An 18,696-nucleotide genomic window follows, 5' to 3' on the forward strand; every position below is an offset into this window, starting at 1 on the left:
TCACGCGTCGCCTGCGGCCGCGCTCCCGGTGATCAGCCGGTAGCCGAGCCCGGGCTCGGTGATCAGGTGCACGGGACGGGCGGGGTCGGCCTCGAGCTTGCGGCGCAGGGTGGCGAAGTAGGTACGCAGGTAGTGCGTCTCCTTCTCATACCCCGGGCCCCAGACCTCGGCGAGCAGCCGCGCCTGGCTGACCAGCGTGTCGGGGTGCCGGGCCAAGATCTCCAGCAGCCGCCACTCGGTCGGGGTGAGCCGCACGGGCGTACCCGACCGCTCGACGATCGAGCGGGCCAGGTCGATCCGCAGCTCGCCCGCGCTCAGTACTGGTTCGGCGGGCGCCTCGCGGCGGTGGCGCAGCCCGGCCCGGATCCGGGCCAGCAGCTCGGTCAGCTCGAACGGCTTCGTCACATAGTCGTCGGCGCCGGCGTCCAGCGCCTCGACCTTGTCGTCCGCCGCCTGCCGCGCGGACAACACGATGATCGGTACGCTCGACCAGCCCCGGATGCCCGCGAGCACCTCCATCCCGTCGGCATCGGGCAGGCCGAGATCGAGCAGCACCAGATCAACGTGCGCATCGGCCATCGCGCGCAGCGCGGCGCCCGCGTCGGCGGCCGTGATCACCTGATAGCCACGGGCGGAGAGGTTGATCTTCAGTGCCCGGCTGAGCGACGGCTCGTCGTCGACCACCAGGATCCTCGGGGTGGGCTCCGTCATCGGGCCTGCCCTGCCGGGAACGAGATGATCATCGTCAGCCCGCCGCCCGGTGTGTCCTCGGCCTGGATCCGGGCGCCGACCGCGTCGGCGAACCCGGCGGCGACAGCCAACCCGAGCCCGAGGCCCGACCCGGCCGGCGCATCGCCGGCGCGCTGGAATGCCCGGAACATCCGTCCGCGGACATCGGCGCTGACGCCCGGACCATGATCGATCACCCGCACCTCCACGCGATCTTGTTCGGGCAGCGCGGCGATGTCGACGCGGATCGGCTGCCCGGGTGGCTGATGGCGTACCGCATTGTCCACCACATTGGCGAGGATCCGCTCGGCGAGCCCCCGGTCGGTGTCGATCAGCAGCAACTGCCCGCGCTGGTCCACCGAGACCGCATCCGCATCCGCGCCGGCGAGCGCGCCGCGCAACACCTCGTCGACCAGTACGCGGCGGCGCTGCACCGCCATCTCCTGGGTCTGCAGGCGGGTCATGTCGAGCAGGTTCCCGATCAACCGCGACAGTCGGTCCGCGCTCTCGTCGGCCATGATCAACAACTCGCGGCGGTGGTGTTCGGGCAGGTTCACGTCCTCGGCCAGGACGCCACCGAGGCTCGCCTTGATCGAGGCCAGCGGGGTCCGCAGATCGTGTGAGACCGCGGCCAGCAGCGAGGTCTGGAAGGCGTTCCGGGCGGCCAGCTCGCGGGCCTGGCCGGCCTCGGCGGCGAGGTCGTGGCGCTCCAACTGGGCCATCACCTGGTTGCCGAAGGCGGTCAGCACCCGCTGCTCGGCCGGGGTCAACCCGCGGCCGTGCAGCGCGAACGAGCGCCGGTCGTCCAGTGCCAGCTCGGTGTCCGGCGCCCCCTCGGCGGTTCCGCCCGCCCGCGCCTCCACCACCCAGGGTGCGGTGTCGCTGTCGCGATGGCGCAACAGCACGACCCGCTGCCGGAAGGTCTCCTGGATCCGGGCCAGCACCGAGGAGACCGACGCCTCGGGTCGCAGGGTGTCGGTGGTCAGCGCCAGCAGCGTGTCGGCCTCGGCCCTGGCCTCGGCGGCCTGCCGGGCCCGTCGCGCCGCACCGCCGACCACCAGCGAGACCGCGACCGCCACCACGACGAAGATGATCAGCCCGGCCACATTCAACGGATCGGCGATGGTCAGGGTGTAGCGCGGATCGGTGAAGAAGAAGTTGATCAACACGCTGCTCAGCAGCGCCGCGACGATCGCCGGCACCAGCCCGCCGACCAGCGCGACCAGCACCGTCGCGGCGAGGAAGCTGACCAGCGACACCTGGTGGCCCTGCAGCGCGGGGGAGGCGGCGAAGAAGGCCGTCAGCAGCACCGGCAGGACCACGGCAAGCACGGCGCCGATCAACCGCCGCCGCAGGCTGAGCTGGCGGGGCGTGGGATTCGCCCCGCTGCCCACCCAGTCGTGGGTGACAATCTGACAGTCGATGTCGCCCGAGCCGCCGACGATGCGGGCACTGACCGGCGTCCGGACGAGCCGCTGCCAGGACCGGCGGCGCGACTGTCCGACCACGATCGAGGTGGCGTTCACGCTCCGGGCGTACTCCAGCACCGCCTCGGCCGGGTCGTCGCCGGTCAAGGTGTGGAAGGTGCCGGCGAGGTCCTCGACCAGCGCCCGCTGATCATGCAGGGCCCGGGAATCGCGGTGGGCCAGCCCGTCGCTGCGGGCAACGTAGACGGCGTGCAGCTCGCCGCCCACGCCCTTCCCCGCGGTACGCGCGCCGCGGCGGATCAGCGCCGCGCCCTCGGGTCCGCCGGAGAGCGCGACGACCACCCGGTCCCGGGTCGGCCAGGGCGCGTCGATCCGGTGCTCGGTCCGGTAGCGGGCCAGCCCGGCATCGACCCGATCGGCCACCCAGAGCAGCGCCAGCTCCCGCAGCGCGGCCAGGTTGCCCGGCCGGAAATAGTTGTGCAGCGCGGCATCGACGCGCTCGGCCGGGTAGACATTGCCGTGCGCCATCCGGCGGCGCAGCGCCTCCGGCGCCATGTCGACGAGCTCGATCTGGTCGGCGGCCCGGACCACGGCATCCGGCACGGTCTCGTTCTGTCGGATGCCGGTGATCGACTCGACCACATCGTTCAGGGACTCCAGGTGCTGCACGTTCACGGTGGTGATCACGTCGATGCCCGCCGCGAGCAGTTCCTCGACATCGGCACACCGGCGCGCATGCCGCGACCCGGGCACATTCGTGTGGGCCAGCTCGTCGACCAGCACCACCTGCGGCTCGCGGGCGAGGATCGCGTCGACATCCATCTCGGTGAACTCCGCGCTGCGGTGGGTGACGGTCCGGCGCGCGATCACCTCCAGCCCCGCCACCTGCTCGGCCGTGCGGGCCCGGCCATGGGTCTCGACGAACCCGACCACCACGTCGGTGCCGCGGGCGGCGCGCCGCCGGCCCTCGTTCAGCATCGCGTAGGTCTTGCCCACACCCGGGGCGGCCCCGAGCAGGACCCGCAGCTCGCCCCGGCGGTCGCCTCCCGTCACAAGGAGCCAGCCTAGGACAGCCGGTCCAGCGCCAGATTGGCCTGCACCACGTTGACCGTGGGCTGACCGAGGAAGCCGAGCAGCCGGTCATCGGTCGCCTCGGCGATCGCCGCCCGCACCTGCAGCCCGGTCACCCCGCGGGCGCGGGCGATCCGCTCGACCTGGATCTCGGCGTAGGCGGGGGAGATGTGCGGGTCGAGCCCCGAGCCGGAGGCGGTCACGGCGTCGGCGGGGACCTGCTCGGGCAGCACCCCGTTGACCTCGGCGAGGTACGCCCGGCGCGTCGCGATCTCCTCGGTCAGGCCGGCGTCGTTCGGGCCGAGATTGCTGCCGCCGGAGGACTGGGCGTCATAGCCGTCGCCGGCGGCCGAGGGCCGGCCCCACAGTTGTCCCGGCTGGTCGAAGTTCTGCCCGATCAGCGCCGAACCGACCGGGCGGCCGCCGGCGCTGACCAGCGACCCGCCCGCCTGCCAGGGGGCGGCGATCTGGCCGATGCCGAAGACCAGCAACGGGTAGCCGATGCCGAGCAGCAGCGTGAAGACGGCCAGCGCGCGGAGCCCGGCGAAGGTGTGGCGAGAAAGGGCAGACATGATCAGTTCCTTGGCGGTGTGGGGATCAGACGAGGAGCGAGACGACGAGATCGATCAGCTTGATCCCGATGAACGGGGCGATCAGGCCGCCGACGCCATAGATCAGCAGATTGCGCCGTAGCAGATCGGCGGCCGAGCGGGCGCGCGAGCGTACCCCCTTGAGCGCCAACGGGATCAGGGCCACGATGATCAGCGCGTTGAAGATCACCGCGGACAGGATCGCCGAGCTCGGCGAGGACAACCGCATGATGTTCAGCACGGCGAGCTGGGGAAACACGGCGGCGAACATGGCGGGGATGATCGCGAAGTACTTCGCGACATCGTTGGCGATGGAGAAGGTCGTCAGGGCGCCCCGGGTCATCAGCAACTGCTTGCCGATCTCGACCGTCTCGATCAGCTTGGTCGGGTCGGAATCGAGATCGACCATGTTGCCGGCCTCCTTGGCCGCGGTGGTGCCGGTGTTCATCGCGACACCGACATCGGCCCGGGCCAGCGCCGGCGCGTCGTTGGTGCCGTCACCGGCCATCGCCACCAGATGCCCCTTGGCCTGTTCGGCGGTGATCAGGGCCACCTTGTCCTCCGGCCTGGCCTCGGCGAGGAAGTCGTCGACTCCCGCCTCGGCGGCGATGTGGGCGGCCGTGCGGCGGTTGTCGCCGGTGATCATCACCGTCCGGATGCCCATCGCGCGGAGCGCGTCGAAGCGCTCGGAGATGCCGTCCTTGACCACATCGGCGAGGAAGATCACGCCCAGGCAGCGGGCCGGCCCGTCGGCGGGCTGTTCGGCGACCACCAGCGGCGTACCGCCGACAGCAGCGACCCGGTCGACCGCCTCGGTGATGTCGTCGCCCACGGTGCCGCCGGTGGCGCGTACCCATGCGACGCAGGCGCTCGCCGCGCCCTTGCGGATGCCCCCCCCGCCGGGGAGGTCGACCCCGCTCATCCGGGTCTCCGCGGTGAAGGCGACGAACGCGCAGCCGGGCGGCGCATCGCCGAGCGCGCCGTGGTCGGCGGCGACCAGGTCGACGATCGAGCGGCCCTCGGGCGTCTCGTCCGCCAGCGACGACAACCGTGCCGCCGCGGCCAGGTCGGCGACCTCGACGCCGCGGGCGGGGGTGATCTCGCGGGCCTGCCGGTTGCCGTGCGTGATGGTGCCGGTCTTGTCCAGCAGCAGTACGCCGACATCGCCGGCGGCCTCGACGGCACGGCCGGACATGGCGAGCACATTGCGACGGACCAGCCGGTCCATGCCGGCGATGCCGATGGCCGACAGCAGGGCGCCGATGGTGGTCGGGATGAGGCAGACCAGCAGCGCCACCAGCACGATCACCTGCTGCTGCCCGCCGGAGTAGACGGCGAACGCCTGCAGGGTGACGACGGCCAGCAAGAAGATGATGGTCAGCGCCGACAACACGATGGTCAGCGCGACCTCGTTGGGAGTACGCCGCCGATCGGCCCCCTCGACCAGGGCGATCATCTTGTCCAGGAAGGATTCCCCGGGCTGCTGGGTGATCTTGACCACGATCCGGTCCGAGAGCACCCGGGTGCCGCCGGTGACCGCGGAACGGTCGCCGCCGGACTCGCGGATCACCGGGGCCGACTCGCCGGTGATCGCGGACTCGTCGACGCTGGCGACGCCCTCGACGACATCGCCGTCGCCCGGGATCACCTCGCCGGCCTCGACGACGACCAGGTCGCCGCGCGACAGCGCGGAAGCGGGCACCGATTCCTCGATGCCGCCGGTCAGCCGGCGCGCTACGGCATCGGTCCGGGCGGCGCGCAGGCTGGCCGCCTGGGCCTTCCCGCGGCCCTCGGCGATCGCCTCGGCGAGATTGGCGAACAGCACGGTCGCCCACAGCCAGATCACCAGGCCGACCGAGAACACGCTCGGGTGCAGCACGGTGAGGACGGTGGCGAGCACCGAGCCCACCCAGACCACGAACAGCACCGGTTGGCGCAGAAGGTGTCGCGGGTCGAGCCGACGGAACGCCCCCGGGATGGCCGCGATGATCACCTCGGAGCCGAACCCGCCGCGGGTCGGACCCTGCGCGCCCGCCCGGGCGCCGCCGGCCGGTTCGGGCAGCGAGGCGCGCGGGCCGGTGCGGGTGGGGCCGGTGCGGGTGGAGCCGGTGTCGGTACGGGTGTTCATGCGAGTGCCTCCGCGATCGGGCCCAGCGCGAGCGCCGGGAAGAAGGTGAGCCCGGCGACGACGATCACCACGAACGTCGCCAGCGAGACGAACAGCGGGCCGTGGGTCGGGAACGTCCCGGCATTGGCCTCGGCACGCGGCTGGGCGGCCAGCCGGCCGGCCAGCAACAGCACGCAGGCGATCGGCACGAACCGCCCGATCAGCATGGCCAGACCGAGGCCCGTGTTCAGCAGCGGCGTGCCCGCGCTCAGGCCGGCGAAGGCCGAGCCGTTGTTGTTGGCGGCCGAGGCGTACCCGTAGAGCATCTCCGACAGGCCGTGCGGCCCGGTATTGGCCAGCGAGTCCAGGCCGCTCGGGTTCATGATCGAGATCGCCGCGCCGACCAGCAGCGCGAACGGCATCGCCAACATGGCAGGCGCGACCAGGGTGATCTCGTCGCGGCCGATCCGCTTGCCGAGGTACTCCGGGCTGCGGCCGACCATCAGGCCCGCCAGGAAGACGGTCAGCACCGCGATCATCAGCATCGAGTACAGGCCGGTGCCGACGCCGCCGGGGGAGACCTCGCCGAGCATCATGTTCAGCATGGCCATCCCGCCGCCCGCGGCGGTGAACGAGTCGTGCATCGCGTTCACGGCGCCGGTCGACGTGCCGGTGGTGGAGGCGGCGTAGAGCGCGGAGGCCCATTCGCCGAAGCGGGCCTCCTTGCCCTCCAGCGCGCCACCGGCGGCGACGGGTGCCGTGCCGCGGCCGGCGATCTCGGAGGCGGTGATGATGATCACCGAGCCGAGCCAGAGCATACCCATGATCGCGGTGATCGCGATCCCCTGGCGGCGGTCGCCGACCATCTTGCCGAAGGCATGGGGCAGCGAGAACGGGATCACCAGCAGCGCCCAGATCGACAGCAGGTTGGTCGCCGGATTGGGATTCTCGAAGGGATGTGCGGCATTGGCGTTGTAGAAGCCGCCGCCATTGGTGCCGAGCTGCTTGATCGCCTCCTGGGACGCGACCGGGCCGCCGGGGATGAGCTGCTGGCCGCCGTTCAGGGTGTCGACCGGTACCGGCGCGGCGAAGTTCTGCACCGCGCCGCCCAGCAGGAAGAGCACGGCGACGATGATCGACAGCGGCAGCAGCACGCGCAGCGTGACCCGGGTCAGGTCTACCCAGAAATTGCCGAGCTGCTCGGTGCCGCCCCGGGCGAATCCGCGTACCAGTACGAACGCGACGCAGATGCCGACCGCGCCGGAGAGGAAGTTCTGGACCGCGAGGCCCGCCATCTGCACCGTGTGTCCGAGGGCGGAGTCGCCCGAGTACCACTGCCAGTTGGTATTGGTGACGAACGAGATCGCGGTGTTGAAAGCGCCGTCGGGTTCGAAGCCGGGACGGTCCAGGCTCATCGGCAGGTACGCCTGGAGCCGCAGCATGGTGTACAGCAGCAGGACGCCCGCGAGGCTGAAGCCGAGCACGGCCAGCAGGTAGTTGCGGGCATTCTGCTCGGCCCGCGGATCGACGCCGATCAGGCGGTAGATCACCCGCTCGACGCGGAGGTGGCGCTCGCCGGTGGCGGTGGCGTACAGCAGTCGGCCCACCGGGACGTGACAGGCGGCGATGAGCATGATCAAGAGGCCGGCTTGCAGCGCGCCGGCGGCGGTCGGGGTCATGGTCGGTCCTCAGTAGCGGTCGGGGAAGACCAGTGAATGGAGCAGGTAGCACAAGAGCACCGCGGCGATCACCAGGCCCGCGATGTTCTCGATGGCGAGCAGGTCGGTCACGGCCGGGCTCCACGAACCGTGGCGAGGGTGGCGACGGTGGCGAAGAACGCGATCAGGATGATCAGGAACAGTGCATCGAACACGTCCGTCAGGACACACCCGCGTGGACCGTTACGCGGGGGTTCTTGACGGGTTCTTGGCGACCGGCGCCGTGATCTTGACGAAATCTTGACGCGGGCGGCGTGCGCCCGTCTGATCAGGTCAGGGGACGGGCGGCGGTGTAGGCGTCGGCGAACTGGTTGAGCCAGGCGGCGTAGTTCGCGTGGTGATAGGGCCGCTTGTCGTTCCAGGGGGTACGCTGCCCCGCCCGGATCGCCGCCAGATCGCCGAAGACCGGATTCTTCTCCGCCTCCGCCGGGTAGCCGTCGAGCACCATGATCAGGTCGGACTCGTCGCCGGCGAGATTCTCCCAGCTCACCTCCGCCCACGCGCTGTCGCCCTCGACCGGGTACTCGGTGAACCGCACGCCGCACGCACCGAGCAGTTGGAGCTGGGCCTGGTTCACGCCGACATAGTTGGTGTCGGCGCCGATCGACAGCGGCAGGACCGTGAGTTGCTTGTCGGCGGTGAGGCCGCGGATCCGCTCCTGGGCGGCGGCGTAGTCGTCGCGGGCGCGGGCGAGCTCGGGGGTGTCGACGGCGCCGCCCAGGGAGCGCGCCAGTTCGGCGTACTCCCCGATCAGCTCGTCCACACCGCGTCCACGCATCTCGATCGGCATGAAGGGCGCGATGGCGGTGGCCTGCTCCGCGACGGGCTCCTCCCACCACGTCCACCCGGTGCCGTCGGCATTGCCGAATCCGATCAGTACGTCCGGGGTGAGGCTGGCCAGCGTCTCGAGGTTGAACTCGGCGTCCTTGCCGACGATCTGCACGCCCTCGATCGATGCCCCGCCGAGCGAGGTGTCGTCGTCGAGCCCGTAGCCCCAGGCCCCGACCGGCCGGATCCCGTACGGCGCCAGGGCCGCGAGCGAGTAGAAGTCCGTGACCACCCGCTGCGGTGCGCGCGGCAGCGTGACGGTCTTGCCGCCGTATCCGGCCAGCGTGTGCGAGTAGCTGTCGTCGGCGGGCGCGGCGGGCGCCGGGGCCGAGCACCCGGCGGTGCCGGCTGCGACGGCGGCCAGGCCGAGCGAGAACAACAACGAGCGACGATTCAGCATGCCGCGAAGGTTAGCCACACCTAAGAAGATCTGTCGAGTCGGGCCCGCCGGTCGGGCAGCGGTCAGTCGCTGCGCCCGGCGAGGCGTTCCAACGTCGCGCGGGCGTCGTCGGCGGCCGCCTCGGCGGACGCGACCGCCGCGCTCGCCTGGTCGGCGGCATCACTCGCGCGGGTACGCCGCCTGCCCGCGTCCTTGCGGCCGGCGCGGGCCCGGGTGAGCTCGGCCTCCGCGGCCTCGACCGCCTCGTCCGCGGCAGCCACGGCGCCCTCGGCCGCGGCCAGCTCGGCCGCCGCCTCCTGCGCGCGCTCCCGCGCTGCCGCCAGCTCGGCCATGACGCGATCGGCCGCCTCCTGCGCCTCGGCGAGCGCCCGCTGCCGGGCCTGCTCGGCCGCCCTCGCCTGCGCATCGGCCGTGTCGTCTGCCCGCCCACGCCGGGCCCCACCGGCCTTCCGCTCGGTCCGGGGCCGCAGCGGGATCACCCGCGCGTCGCCGCCGAGATCCAGCGTCCCGAAGCCGGAGGCGGGCACCGCCTGCAGCACGGTGCCGGTGCGCAACCGGTCGGCCAGCGCGGCGTCGGTCAGCGCGCCGGTCAGGATCTGCCCGATCTCGGCCTGGATCGCGGCGGAGACCGCGCCGCCGGCGATCTTGCGCGTCTGCGCGTTGATCAACTGGTTGCGCTGCCGGGTCAGCGCGCGAAGATCATCCGGGGCCAGGGTGCGGTGCGCCTGCGCCAGCAGCTCGGCGAGCCCGGCCAGCTCGTCGACCTCCTCCGGGGCGGCCCGCGCCCACCGGTTCACCAGCCAGGCCGACCGGGTCGGCTTGCGCAGCGCCTTGATCGATGTCGCCAGCTCGCGCTCGCCGTCGGCCCGGGCCTGCCTGGCCAGCGCGTCGCGTACCCCGACGAAGTCGGTCAGCTCCGCGCCGTAGACCCGGTCCACCGCCTCCGCGAGGTCCATGATCGATCGATCCGGCGCTCAGTCCTCCGGCTGCTTCGAGAGCACCGAGACGCCCGGCCGGCCGGTGTGCACGACCTTGCCCGGATTGAGGTTCTGCTTGGGATCCACGCCGGCGAACAGCTCCCCGATGATCTTCATGCCGGCCGGGGAGAGATCTTGTTCCATCCACGGCGAGTGCTCGACACCGACGCCGTGGTGGTGGGAGAGCGTACCGCCGGACTCGATGAAGGTCTGTTGGATGGCGCGCTTGACCACGTCATAGCGCTCCAGCACCTCGGGGGAGTCGTCGGCGATGGCGAAGGTGAAGTACAAACACGCGCCCGCGTGGTAGGAGTGCGACAGGTGGCACATGATGTAGCCGGAACGGTCGACCTCGGCGAGCGCGTTCTCCGCGGCCTCGATCACGTTGTCATACAGGGGCTTCAGCTTCGACCACGGTGCCGCCGTCTCCGACACGTCGGCGGCCGCGCCGCGATCGAGCAGGAAGTCGCGGATGTAGGGGGTGTCGAACTTCTTCTGGTCATAGAGCTGACCCGGGCCGGTGCCGACGTTCATTCCGCCGTGCTCGGAGATGATCTCCTTGACGATGCCCTTCTGGCGGGCGACATGGCCCTTGGAGCCCTCGAATCCGACGAACGACAGGCAGATCTGATCAAGGTCCCAGCCACGCGCCTTCAGCACCCGCATCAGCCCGGCCGTGACCAGTTTCGACACCCCGCCGGACTTCTTCTGGGTGGCGAAGGAGAACGCCGTCTCGCGCTCATCGGAGACCCGGGAGACGGTGACATTCGCCTCGGACCGGGTGATGTCGTGCATGGCCTTCAGCCCGGCGGCGAAGGAGGGGAAGAAGTACGCCTGGATCTCGCGCACCTCGGGCAGGCGGTGCACCTGCACCGTGGCCTCGGTGATCACGCCGAGCCGGCCCTCGGAGCCCAGCACCATCTCCCGCACGCTCGGCCCGGTGGAGGTGCTCGGCAGCGGCCGCAACTCCAGCGTCTCGCCGGGCATCGCCATCTTCAGGCCGCGGGTGATCTCGGCGATGTCGCCGTACTTGTCCGACTGCATCCCCGACGAGCGGGTCGCGATCCAGCCGCCCAGGGTGGAGTGGGAGAACGAGTCCGGGAAGTGCCCGAGGGTCCAACCGCGCCGGCCCAACTGCTCCTCCAGGTCCGGCCCGAGCGCGCCGGCCTGGATGGTCGCCAGCCCCGCCTCGTCGTCGATCGACAAGACCTTGTTCAGCCGGCCGAGGTCGACCGAGACGATCTGCCGATTCTCCTCCAGCGGCACCTCCAGCGACCCGGCGATGTTCGAGCCGCCGCCGAACGGGATCAGCACCGCATCGGCGTCGACGCATGCATCGACGATCTCCTGGACCTCCTCGTGGCTCCCCGGGTAGACGATCACGTCCGGCACCCGGCCGAGCTCGCCGCGGCGTACCCGGATCAGGTCGCGCACGCTCTTGCCCTTGGTGTGCACCACGCGATCAAGATCGTCGTCGACCACATTCGCCTGGCCGACGATCTTGGTCAGCGTCGCGCGGAGTTGATCACTGAGCCGGCTCGGCGGGATGGTCAGATCCTCGAGCTGCAGCGAGCGCCGGCCCGGGGTGGTGATGTCGAGCCCGACCTTGTCCAGCACGAACGGGGCCAGTCGAGGCTTGTCCTCGTGGTGGAAGGCGATGCCGTCGACACCCCAGCCCCACCACTTCATGTGCTTGACGCCGGTCATGTCAGCTCTCCTGGATTGATCGGTTCCTCGTTCTCGCTGTCCGGTGAGGCGACCGCCTTCGGCGGCTGCTCCTCGCGCAGCGACACTTCCCCGCGAGCGTACGCCTCCAGCGTCGGTTTCCCGACCTCGAGCGCCTTCGCGTCGTGCAGTTCGGCCACCGCCGCGCGGACCCGCTCGCTGAACTGACGCGCGCTCTCGCCGGGCCCGGGGAGCATCGGCGTACCGAAGACCACATCGATGGACGGCCGGCCGCGTTTGGGCCAACTGGTCCCGCGCGGCATTGCGGCGCCCGCACCGACCAGCGCGGTCGGGATCACCGGCACGTCATTGCTGATCGCGAGGCTGGCCGCGCCCGGCAGAAAACGCGCCATCCGGCCGGTCTTCGACCGGGTTCCCTCGGGAAAGATCAACAGCGGTACGCCGTCGCCGAGCAGCTCGCCCGACAGGCCCCGGTGGGCGCCGCTGCCGGAGCGGTCGATCGGGTAGGAGTTGAACACCAGCGCCGTCGGCAACTGGCGGATCTTGGAGGAGTAGAAGTAGTCCATCGCCACGCCGGTCGCCAGCAGCCGCGACAGCCGGTAGGGCAGGCTCGTGATCAGCAGTGGCGCGTCGAGGTGGCTGGAGTGGTTGGACACCACGATGTAGGCCCCCTGCAGTCCGCTGAGCCGCTCGCGCCCGTGGATGCGTACCTTCGTCAACGCGCGCAGCACCGGCTTGAGCAGCAGGTGTTGGCCGACGAAACGGGAGGCAGCATGGAGGCTCGAGGTGTAGCGCTGCCGGGATTGCACGGCCCAACACTAGCGAGATCGCTGCGCCGGGCCGACCGCGGACACGAACGGCCTGTGCCCGCCCTCAGTCCCGGCCGGAACTGAGCTGGCGCGACACCCAGCGGACCACGGGGCGGGGGAGCAGGCGCGCGAGCTGGATCGCGGCCGCCCACTGTGGCGTCGGGATCGAGACCACCTTGCCTGCGGCGGCATCGCGCAGGCATTCGGTGACCAGGCGGTCGACGTCGATCCAGACCGCATCGGGCAGCTTCGAGGCATTCAGCCCGGCGCGCTCGTGGAACTCGGTACGCACCCAGCCCGGTGCCAGCGCGGTCGCGGTCACCCCGGTCCCGCGCAACTGGTTGGCGAGCGCCTCGGTGTAGGTCGTCACCCACGCCTTGATCGCGGAGTAGTTGCCCAGCGTGATCCAGCCGGCGGTCGAGGAGACGTTGACGATCACGCCGCCGCCGTTCGTCCGGAGCTGGCGGGCTGCGGCGCCGCTGAGCACCATCACCGCGCGGATCATCACCTCGAAGGCCTCGTCGTGCAACTGCTGGTCGGGGGTGATCAGATCACCCGCCAGCCCGAAGCCGGCGTTGTTCACCAGCATGTCCACGGGACTGGTGCTGGTGTCCTCGATCCGGTCGGCCACCGCGCTGACCGCGCGCCGGTCCGTCAGGTCGGCGGGCAGCGCCTCCACCTCGACCCCGAACTCGGCCGACAGCTCCTCCTGCATCGCGACCAGCCGCTTCACGTCGCGGGCGACGAGCACCAGGTTGACGCCGCGGGCGGCGAGGATGCGGGCGAAGGCGGCGCCGATGCCGGAGGTGCCGCCGGTGATCAGGGCGCGCTTGACGGGGAGACTCACCCCCCAACGTTAACCAACGCGCGGCGGCCGATCGGTCAGGCAGTACTCGTGTCCGCCCGGCGCGGTCAGCACGGTCCAGTGTTCGGTGCGCCGGACCAGCTTCGCGCCGAGCCGCAGGTGCCGGGCGGTCTCGGCCTCGACATCGGAGCAGCCGAGGTCGAGATGCGCGCGGGTGAGCGGCGTGGGTTCGTCGAGGCGCTGCAGCAGCAGTTGCAGCGGCTGGTCCGGCGACGCCAGCCGGGAGAACTCGGGCCGGACGCGGCCCGGGGTGTGCGCCCAGCCGGTCAGGCCTGCCCAGAACGCCGACTCGGCCTCGTGCAGCTCGGGCGCGATGTCGATGCACACCTGGTCCACCGCGCTGCTGTGCCCGCCCCAGTCCCGGGCGGGCGGCGCCACCGCCGCGCCGGCGGGCTCGACCAGGCAGAAGCGCATCCCGCCGGGCGAGGTCATCACCAACACGTCGCCGTAGTCGGTGTGCTCGCGCCCGCCCAGTTCGACCGCCCGCGAGACCGCGGCCGAGCGGTCGGCGACCTGCAGGTCGAGGTGTACGCCGAGTCCGCCGGTGCCGGTGTTCTGCACCCGCAGGTACGCATCGCCCTGCGCGGGCTCGATGGTCGCGAACTGCCCGTGATCGCCGCGCGCCGGGGACAGCTCCCCGCCCGTCACGGCGCACCAGAAACCGGCCGCCCGCTGGTGCGCGGCAGCCGGGACATCGACGAACGCCGAGATCCAGTCGATCTGCATGGGCCGAACCCTAGCGGGCGACCATCCGCAGTCGGGTTCGCACTTCTTGGCATTCGAGATTGATTTGCCAAGACGGCGGGTCGCCAAGTTCCAAGTTATCGCAGTGTTTGCGACGTGGCAGGGCTCTTGACTCTAATGGCGCGGCGTGACAAAATGACGTGTCAAATTGAGATCGATTCTTTTTGATAGTCGCCGCATCCCGTTGGCAAGGCACTGGCCATTTGGGGTGCACGACTATCGTCGCGATAAGTGCCAGCCAACTCTCCGGCGACCGTTGTCTGAGCGTGCACGTTGCGGGTGTCGGGCTGCCCCTCGCGGCGTGGTGGCCAACATTTCCGAAGTGTTGACACCTGTTTGGGCACACGATGAGAGGAGTTTCGCAATGTTTGTGGCTCTGTCGTGCTTGGTAGGCGTGGCGGCTGGGGTCGGTGTTAATATCCTCCCCCTTCGGCCAGGTTTCGCCCTGGGGGCGCTCTGGGGAATTTCGATGCTCGTTCTGGCGATCGTCTTCGGAACTATAGGTGGTGCGTCGCAGAGCTATGCTCTTTACGGGGCCATCTTGCTCGGAGGGATCGTTGGTTTCGCTGCGGGAATGGCACTGCCAGGGATCATTCGTTCCTTGCGAAAGTTGCGCGCCCGCTCCTGAACTGCGAGCACGGGTGGAGCCGGTCAACCGGCGAGCAGCGATTCCCGGTGGGCGACGGCGGCGGCCTCGCCGCGCGAGGAGACGCCGAGCTTGGCGAGGATGTTCGACACGTGCACGCTGGCGGTCTTGGTGGAGATGAAGAGCTCGCGCCCGATCTGGCCGTTGGAGCGGCCGTCGGCGACCAGCCGCAGCACCTCCAGCTCGCGGCCGGTCAGCCCGACCGTGGCGCGGGATCCGTTGCCGGCGAGGAATCCCGAACGGGTACGCAGCCGCGCGATCCGCTCGGTCAGGACGCTCGCCCCCATCTGCTCGGCGAGCTGAGCCGCCTCGGCCAGCACCCCGCGGGCCTCCTCGCGGGTCTTGTCGGCAATCAGCCGCTCACCGAGGACCAGGCCCGCATGACAGCGCAGAACGGCGGGCCCCGCGGTCAGCGCCTTGACCGCCAGTCGCCACGACTCGGTCTCGTCGGCCAACTCGGCATCGATCAGGGGCCGCAACACCGGGGTCAGCCCGACCTGCGGCAGGTCGCCGATCCAGCCCAGCAGCGGCGCGGGATCGGGATCGGCGCCGCCGGCGCGCAGCTCGCGGATCGCGGCCGCCGCGACCGCGGCGATCAGGAGCTGTCGGCTCGGGTGGTGCTGATCTGACTGCGCGGTGGCCGCAGCGGTGGCCAGCGCCCCCGCGGCATCCCTGCGTAGCAGGCGCAGCCGGGCGTCGACCAGCGTGAACATCTGGTGGTACTGCGGGTGGCTCGCGCCGGCGATCGACCGGAACTCCGCGAGATTGCGGTCAGCGGAGTCGAAGTCGCCGCGCCAGGTGTCCAACTCCGCACGCAGCAGTCGGAGCTGGATCCAGTACTGCTTCGGTGGGCGCAACTCCAGCGCCCGGTTGATCAACTTCTCCGCACGCTGCCACTCGCCGAGGGCGAGCAGCGGTTCGGCGGCATTGCCGGCCAGCATCGCGCCCTTGGTGCGCTGCGTCCCCTCGCGGCTGGTGTGGGCGATGCCCTGCATGGCCTCATCGACCGCCTCGGCGTACCGCCCGGCGAGATGCAGATTGTCGGACAGGTTCACCCAGTAGCGCGCCAGCCCGGAGTCGTTGCGGATCAGGGCGCGGCTCTCCCGCAGCGCGGCGATGCCGCGATCCTCCTCGCCGCGGATGGTCAGGTGGCAGGCCCAGGTGTTCACCGCGTGGGCCTCGATGTCGGTGTCGCCGATCTCGCGGGCGGCGGCGATGGCCTGGACGATGATCTCGTCGCCGAGCCGGGCGCGCGGGTCGCGCAACATCAGGTGCCCGGCCATCCGCATCAGCGCCTGCGCCCGCGCCTGCGTCATCGGGTGTTCGGGGGTGAGCGCGAGGGCCTCGGCGATCAGCTCGCCGTCGCCGGCGCGCATCTGTACGCCGAGCGCCCAGGACTTCATCAACAGCAGCCGCGACCGGACCAGCGGCTCGGCCGCCCCGGGATCGTCGAGTGCCTCGTCCACCAGCGCCAGCGTCCGGTCGCCCTCGCCGGCCTCGTGCGAGGCGAGCGCCGCGGCGTGCAGCACCTCCACCCGGGGGCCGGCCACCGCCTCCGGGTCCGGCACCCGCTCCCAGATGCCGAGCGCGCGCTCGTAGAGGCGCAGCGTCTCGTGCGGGGCGGTACGCGCCTCGCGGGCGGCGGTCAGTGCGGCCGCGAAAGCCCGCTCCAGGTCGTGGGCGGCGAAGTAGTGGTGGGCGATCTCGACCGCCGCCGCCGCCGACAGCTCCGGGCGTGCGGTGAACGCCTCGGCATACGCGTGGTGTGCCCGGACCTGTTCGCCGGGCAGCAGATCCTCGTTGATCACCTCGTGCAGCAGCGCATGCCGGAAGCAGTACGCGTCGTCGTCGATGATCAGTACGCCCGCGTCGATCGCCTCGCGCAGGCAGCGCTCGATCGCCTCCGGTTCGGCCCCACTGACGGCGGCCAGCAGCTCGTCGCCGATCCGGAACCCGGCGACGCTGGCCAGCCGCAGCAGCCGCTGGGTCTCGTCGCCGAGCAACTGGATCCGCTGCTGCAGGGCCTCGCGCAGCGTCCACGGCAAGGTGTCGCAGGAGCCGCCGCAGCGGGCGAGCTCCACCACGAAGAACGGGATGCCCTCGCTGCGCTCGGCCAGCACATCGATCGCGTAGTCGGTGGCATCGGGCTCGGCCCGGTGGACCAGCTCGGCCACCTCGTCGCGGGTCAGCCGGGGCAGGTCGATGCGGCGTACCGCCGGAATGCGCTGCAGCTCGGCCAGGAACGGCCGCAGCGGGTGGCGGCGGGTCAGCTCGTCGGTGCGGAAGGTGCCGATCAGCAGCACCGGGGCATCGGCGACGGCGCTGGTCAGGAAGTTCAACAGGTGCCGGCTGGACTCATCGGACCAGTGCAGGTCCTCCAGCACCACGAGCAGCGGGGTCTCCCGGGCCGCCCCCTCCCAGATCCGGGCGATGGCCTCGAACATCCGCAGCCGCTCGGTCGTGGAGGGTTCCGGCGTCGCGCCGAGCTCGGGCAGCAGCGGCGCCAGCGACGGCCAGCCGGCGCCGGCCCAGTCGATGATCCGGTCGCGGCCGTAGCGGGCGAAGAGCTCCCGCATCACCTGCAGCACGGGCGCATAAGGCAGGCCCTCGCCGCCCAGCGGTACGCACTGGCCACGGACCAGTTGGGCACCGGACAGCGAAGCCGCGAAGGCGCCGGCCAGGGTGGTCTTGCCCCCGCCGGCCTCGCCGCCGAGCAGCACGAGACGCGGTTCGTGCTGCAGCGCCTGTGCCCACATGGTCTGCAGCTCGGCCAGTTCGCGGGCGCGCCCGACCATCCGGTCGGAGTCGGCGCCGATACCCATAACAGTCATCGTGCCACGGGCAGGTGACCACGCAGCGGGGTTTTCGCGGTGCGAGCATCGGTACGCGAGGCGGCGGCGTCAGCGCGCGAGGGGCGGGCTTCGGTGCGCGCGGCGCGGGCGGTCGGCGTACCGCCCGTCGCGGAGGCGAGCGCGTCGGCGAAATGCCGCCACCAGGTCCGCCGCCCACGGGTGGCCTCACGGGCCAGGCGATCGTCGGCCGCCTCGGTCAGGAAGTCGTTGATCCGGGCCTCGGTGAGGAGCTTGGCTTCGAAATCGTTCATGTCCCCAAGCCTCGTGCTGAGGCAGGGGGCCGCACATCGGGCAGATGCCCACAGTTGCCGGGGTGCGGCTACCTCAGAACGGGCGGGGGTGCCTTAGTACCTCAGGCGGCGCGCTCGCGCAGCCACGCCAGATCGGCGACGTGGCTCTCGACTCCGCCCGGGGTCTCCACGACGATGGGCGCGCCGGCGGTCAGCGCGGTCTCGGCGAGGCCGTCGGGGTCGCAGTGCCCGGCGCCGAGGTTGGTGTGCCGGTCCGCGCCGGAGTCGAAGGCGTCGCGGGAATCGTTGGCATGGATCAGGTCGATCCGCCCGGTGATCGCCATGATCCGCTCGACCAGCCCGGCCAGCTCGTTGCCGCCGGCGTGGGCGTGGCAGGTGTCCAGGCAGAACCCGACCCGGCCCGTGTCGTCGGCCGCCGCGACCGTCTCCCAGAGTCGCGCGATCCGGTCCAGGCGGCGGGCCATCGCGTTGTCGCCGCCGGCGGTGTTCTCGATCAGCATCGGGACCGGCAGCTCCATCCGCTCGACGGCCTTGCGCCAGTTGTCGAAGCCGGCCTCGGGGTCGTCGTCGTTGCCGACGTGGCCGGCGTGCACGATCACCCCGGCGGCGCCGATCGAGGCCGCCGCCTGCATCGTCTGGTCGAGCAGCTTGCGGCTCGGGATGCGGATCCGGTTGTTGGTCGAGGCGACGTTGATCCGGTACGGCGCGTGCACGTAGAGCGCCACCCCGGCTGCCTCGGCGGCGGCGCGCAGGGCGTCGGCGCCGCCGGCGTACCTGACTTCCGGTTTCTTGTAGGACTGCGGGTCGCCCAGGAAGAACTGCGACAGTTGCGCCTCGCGGGCCTGCGCCTCCGCCACCGGGTCGGTCTGGTCGACGTGGGCGCCCATGCTGGTCATGGATCCAACCTAGCGGCGGGCGGAGACGGGTCGCGTGATCGCTCCGGCTAGCGTGGAAGCCGATCACCCCCCACCGGGCGATCACCACCGATCAGAGAGG

The 18,696-nt window shown here is 71.2% G+C and carries 15 protein-coding genes; all 15 read right to left on the minus strand.

The genetic code is table 11. The features are described from left to right. On the minus strand, positions 1–711 hold the full coding sequence (locus ACXDC7_RS03335; RefSeq protein WP_459221180.1) for a response regulator: 711 nt from the start codon (positions 709–711) through the stop codon (positions 1–3). Then, positions 708–3,209, minus strand: a complete 2,502-nt coding sequence (locus ACXDC7_RS03340) for a DUF4118 domain-containing protein (protein ID WP_459221181.1) — start codon at positions 3,207–3,209, stop codon at positions 708–710. Before ACXDC7_RS03340 ends, ACXDC7_RS03335 begins: the two co-directional genes overlap by 4 nt. 11 nt (positions 3,210–3,220) lie before the next feature. Further along, on the minus strand, positions 3,221–3,805 hold the full coding sequence (gene kdpC, locus ACXDC7_RS03345; RefSeq protein ID WP_459222797.1) for a potassium-transporting ATPase subunit KdpC: 585 nt from the start codon (positions 3,803–3,805) through the stop codon (positions 3,221–3,223). A 19-nt stretch (positions 3,806–3,824) separates the two neighbouring features. After that, positions 3,825–5,945, minus strand: coding sequence for a potassium-transporting ATPase subunit KdpB (gene kdpB / locus ACXDC7_RS03350; RefSeq protein ID WP_459221182.1), 2,121 nt, complete (start codon positions 5,943–5,945; stop codon positions 3,825–3,827). Next, positions 5,942–7,603 carry a potassium-transporting ATPase subunit KdpA gene (gene kdpA / locus ACXDC7_RS03355; protein WP_459221183.1) on the minus strand — a complete coding sequence of 554 codons (1,662 nt, stop codon included), beginning with the start codon at positions 7,601–7,603 and terminating at the stop codon, positions 5,942–5,944. The genes kdpB and kdpA overlap by 4 nt, the downstream gene beginning before the upstream one ends. A gap of 9 nt (positions 7,604–7,612) precedes the next feature. Beyond that, positions 7,613–7,714 carry a potassium-transporting ATPase subunit F gene (locus ACXDC7_RS03360; RefSeq protein WP_459221184.1) on the minus strand — a complete coding sequence of 34 codons (102 nt, stop codon included), beginning with the start codon at positions 7,712–7,714 and terminating at the stop codon, positions 7,613–7,615. Positions 7,715–7,910: 196 nt separating this feature from the next. Next, positions 7,911–8,870, minus strand: a complete 960-nt coding sequence (locus ACXDC7_RS03365; RefSeq protein WP_459221185.1) for an ABC transporter substrate-binding protein — start codon at positions 8,868–8,870, stop codon at positions 7,911–7,913. 62 nt (positions 8,871–8,932) lie between these two features. After that, positions 8,933–9,826, minus strand: a complete 894-nt coding sequence (locus ACXDC7_RS03370) for a hypothetical protein (protein ID WP_459221186.1) — start codon at positions 9,824–9,826, stop codon at positions 8,933–8,935. An 18-nt stretch (positions 9,827–9,844) separates the two neighbouring features. After that, positions 9,845–11,554: an FAD-binding oxidoreductase gene (locus ACXDC7_RS03375; protein WP_459221187.1), complete on the minus strand. Its 1,710-nt coding sequence runs from the start codon at positions 11,552–11,554 to the stop codon at positions 9,845–9,847. Next, complete coding sequence (locus ACXDC7_RS03380) at positions 11,551–12,342, minus strand: 1-acyl-sn-glycerol-3-phosphate acyltransferase (protein ID WP_179444825.1); 792 nt, start codon at positions 12,340–12,342, stop codon at positions 11,551–11,553. The genes ACXDC7_RS03375 and ACXDC7_RS03380 overlap by 4 nt, the downstream gene beginning before the upstream one ends. Before the next feature lie 64 nt (positions 12,343–12,406). Further along, positions 12,407–13,189: an SDR family NAD(P)-dependent oxidoreductase gene (locus ACXDC7_RS03385; protein WP_343045889.1), complete on the minus strand. Its 783-nt coding sequence runs from the start codon at positions 13,187–13,189 to the stop codon at positions 12,407–12,409. 9 nt (positions 13,190–13,198) lie between these two features. Continuing rightward, positions 13,199–13,933 (minus strand): VOC family protein, encoded by a 735-nt coding sequence (locus ACXDC7_RS03390; protein ID WP_459221188.1) that lies wholly within the window; start codon positions 13,931–13,933, stop codon positions 13,199–13,201. Positions 13,934–14,602: 669 nt separating this feature from the next. Continuing rightward, a complete protein-coding gene (locus ACXDC7_RS03395) occupies positions 14,603–17,419 on the minus strand; it encodes a helix-turn-helix transcriptional regulator (protein WP_459221189.1) in 2,817 nt (938 codons plus the stop codon). A 5-nt stretch (positions 17,420–17,424) separates the two neighbouring features. Continuing rightward, positions 17,425–17,700 carry a hypothetical protein gene (locus ACXDC7_RS03400; protein WP_459221190.1) on the minus strand — a complete coding sequence of 92 codons (276 nt, stop codon included), beginning with the start codon at positions 17,698–17,700 and terminating at the stop codon, positions 17,425–17,427. 101 nt (positions 17,701–17,801) lie between these two features. Further along, positions 17,802–18,596, minus strand: a complete 795-nt coding sequence (locus tag ACXDC7_RS03405) for a deoxyribonuclease IV (protein ID WP_459221191.1) — start codon at positions 18,594–18,596, stop codon at positions 17,802–17,804. Between the last annotated feature and the right edge of the window lie 100 nt (positions 18,597–18,696).

It is taken from the genome of Naumannella huperziae, from assembly GCF_054073625.1.

What these genes read in the sequence shown, in the direction of transcription:
- kdpB (WP_459221182.1), bottom strand. Translation starts at nt 5,945, where the DNA reads ATGAACACCCGTACCGACACCGGCTCCACCCGCACCGGCCCCACCCGC.
- ACXDC7_RS03365 (WP_459221185.1), bottom strand. Translation starts at nt 8,870, where the DNA reads ATGCTGAATCGTCGCTCGTTGTTGTTCTCGCTCGGCCTGGCCGCCGTC.
- ACXDC7_RS03375 (WP_459221187.1), bottom strand. Translation starts at nt 11,554, where the DNA reads ATGACCGGCGTCAAGCACATGAAGTGGTGGGGCTGGGGTGTCGACGGC.
- ACXDC7_RS03405 (WP_459221191.1), bottom strand. Translation starts at nt 18,596, where the DNA reads ATGACCAGCATGGGCGCCCACGTCGACCAGACCGACCCGGTGGCGGAG.
- kdpA (WP_459221183.1), bottom strand. Translation starts at nt 7,603, where the DNA reads ATGACCCCGACCGCCGCCGGCGCGCTGCAAGCCGGCCTCTTGATCATG.
- ACXDC7_RS03370 (WP_459221186.1), bottom strand. Translation starts at nt 9,826, where the DNA reads ATGGACCTCGCGGAGGCGGTGGACCGGGTCTACGGCGCGGAGCTGACC.
- ACXDC7_RS03400 (WP_459221190.1), bottom strand. Translation starts at nt 17,700, where the DNA reads ATGAACGATTTCGAAGCCAAGCTCCTCACCGAGGCCCGGATCAACGAC.
- ACXDC7_RS03395 (WP_459221189.1), bottom strand. Translation starts at nt 17,419, where the DNA reads ATGGGTATCGGCGCCGACTCCGACCGGATGGTCGGGCGCGCCCGCGAA.
- ACXDC7_RS03390 (WP_459221188.1), bottom strand. Translation starts at nt 13,933, where the DNA reads ATGCAGATCGACTGGATCTCGGCGTTCGTCGATGTCCCGGCTGCCGCG.
- ACXDC7_RS03335 (WP_459221180.1), bottom strand. Translation starts at nt 711, where the DNA reads ATGACGGAGCCCACCCCGAGGATCCTGGTGGTCGACGACGAGCCGTCG.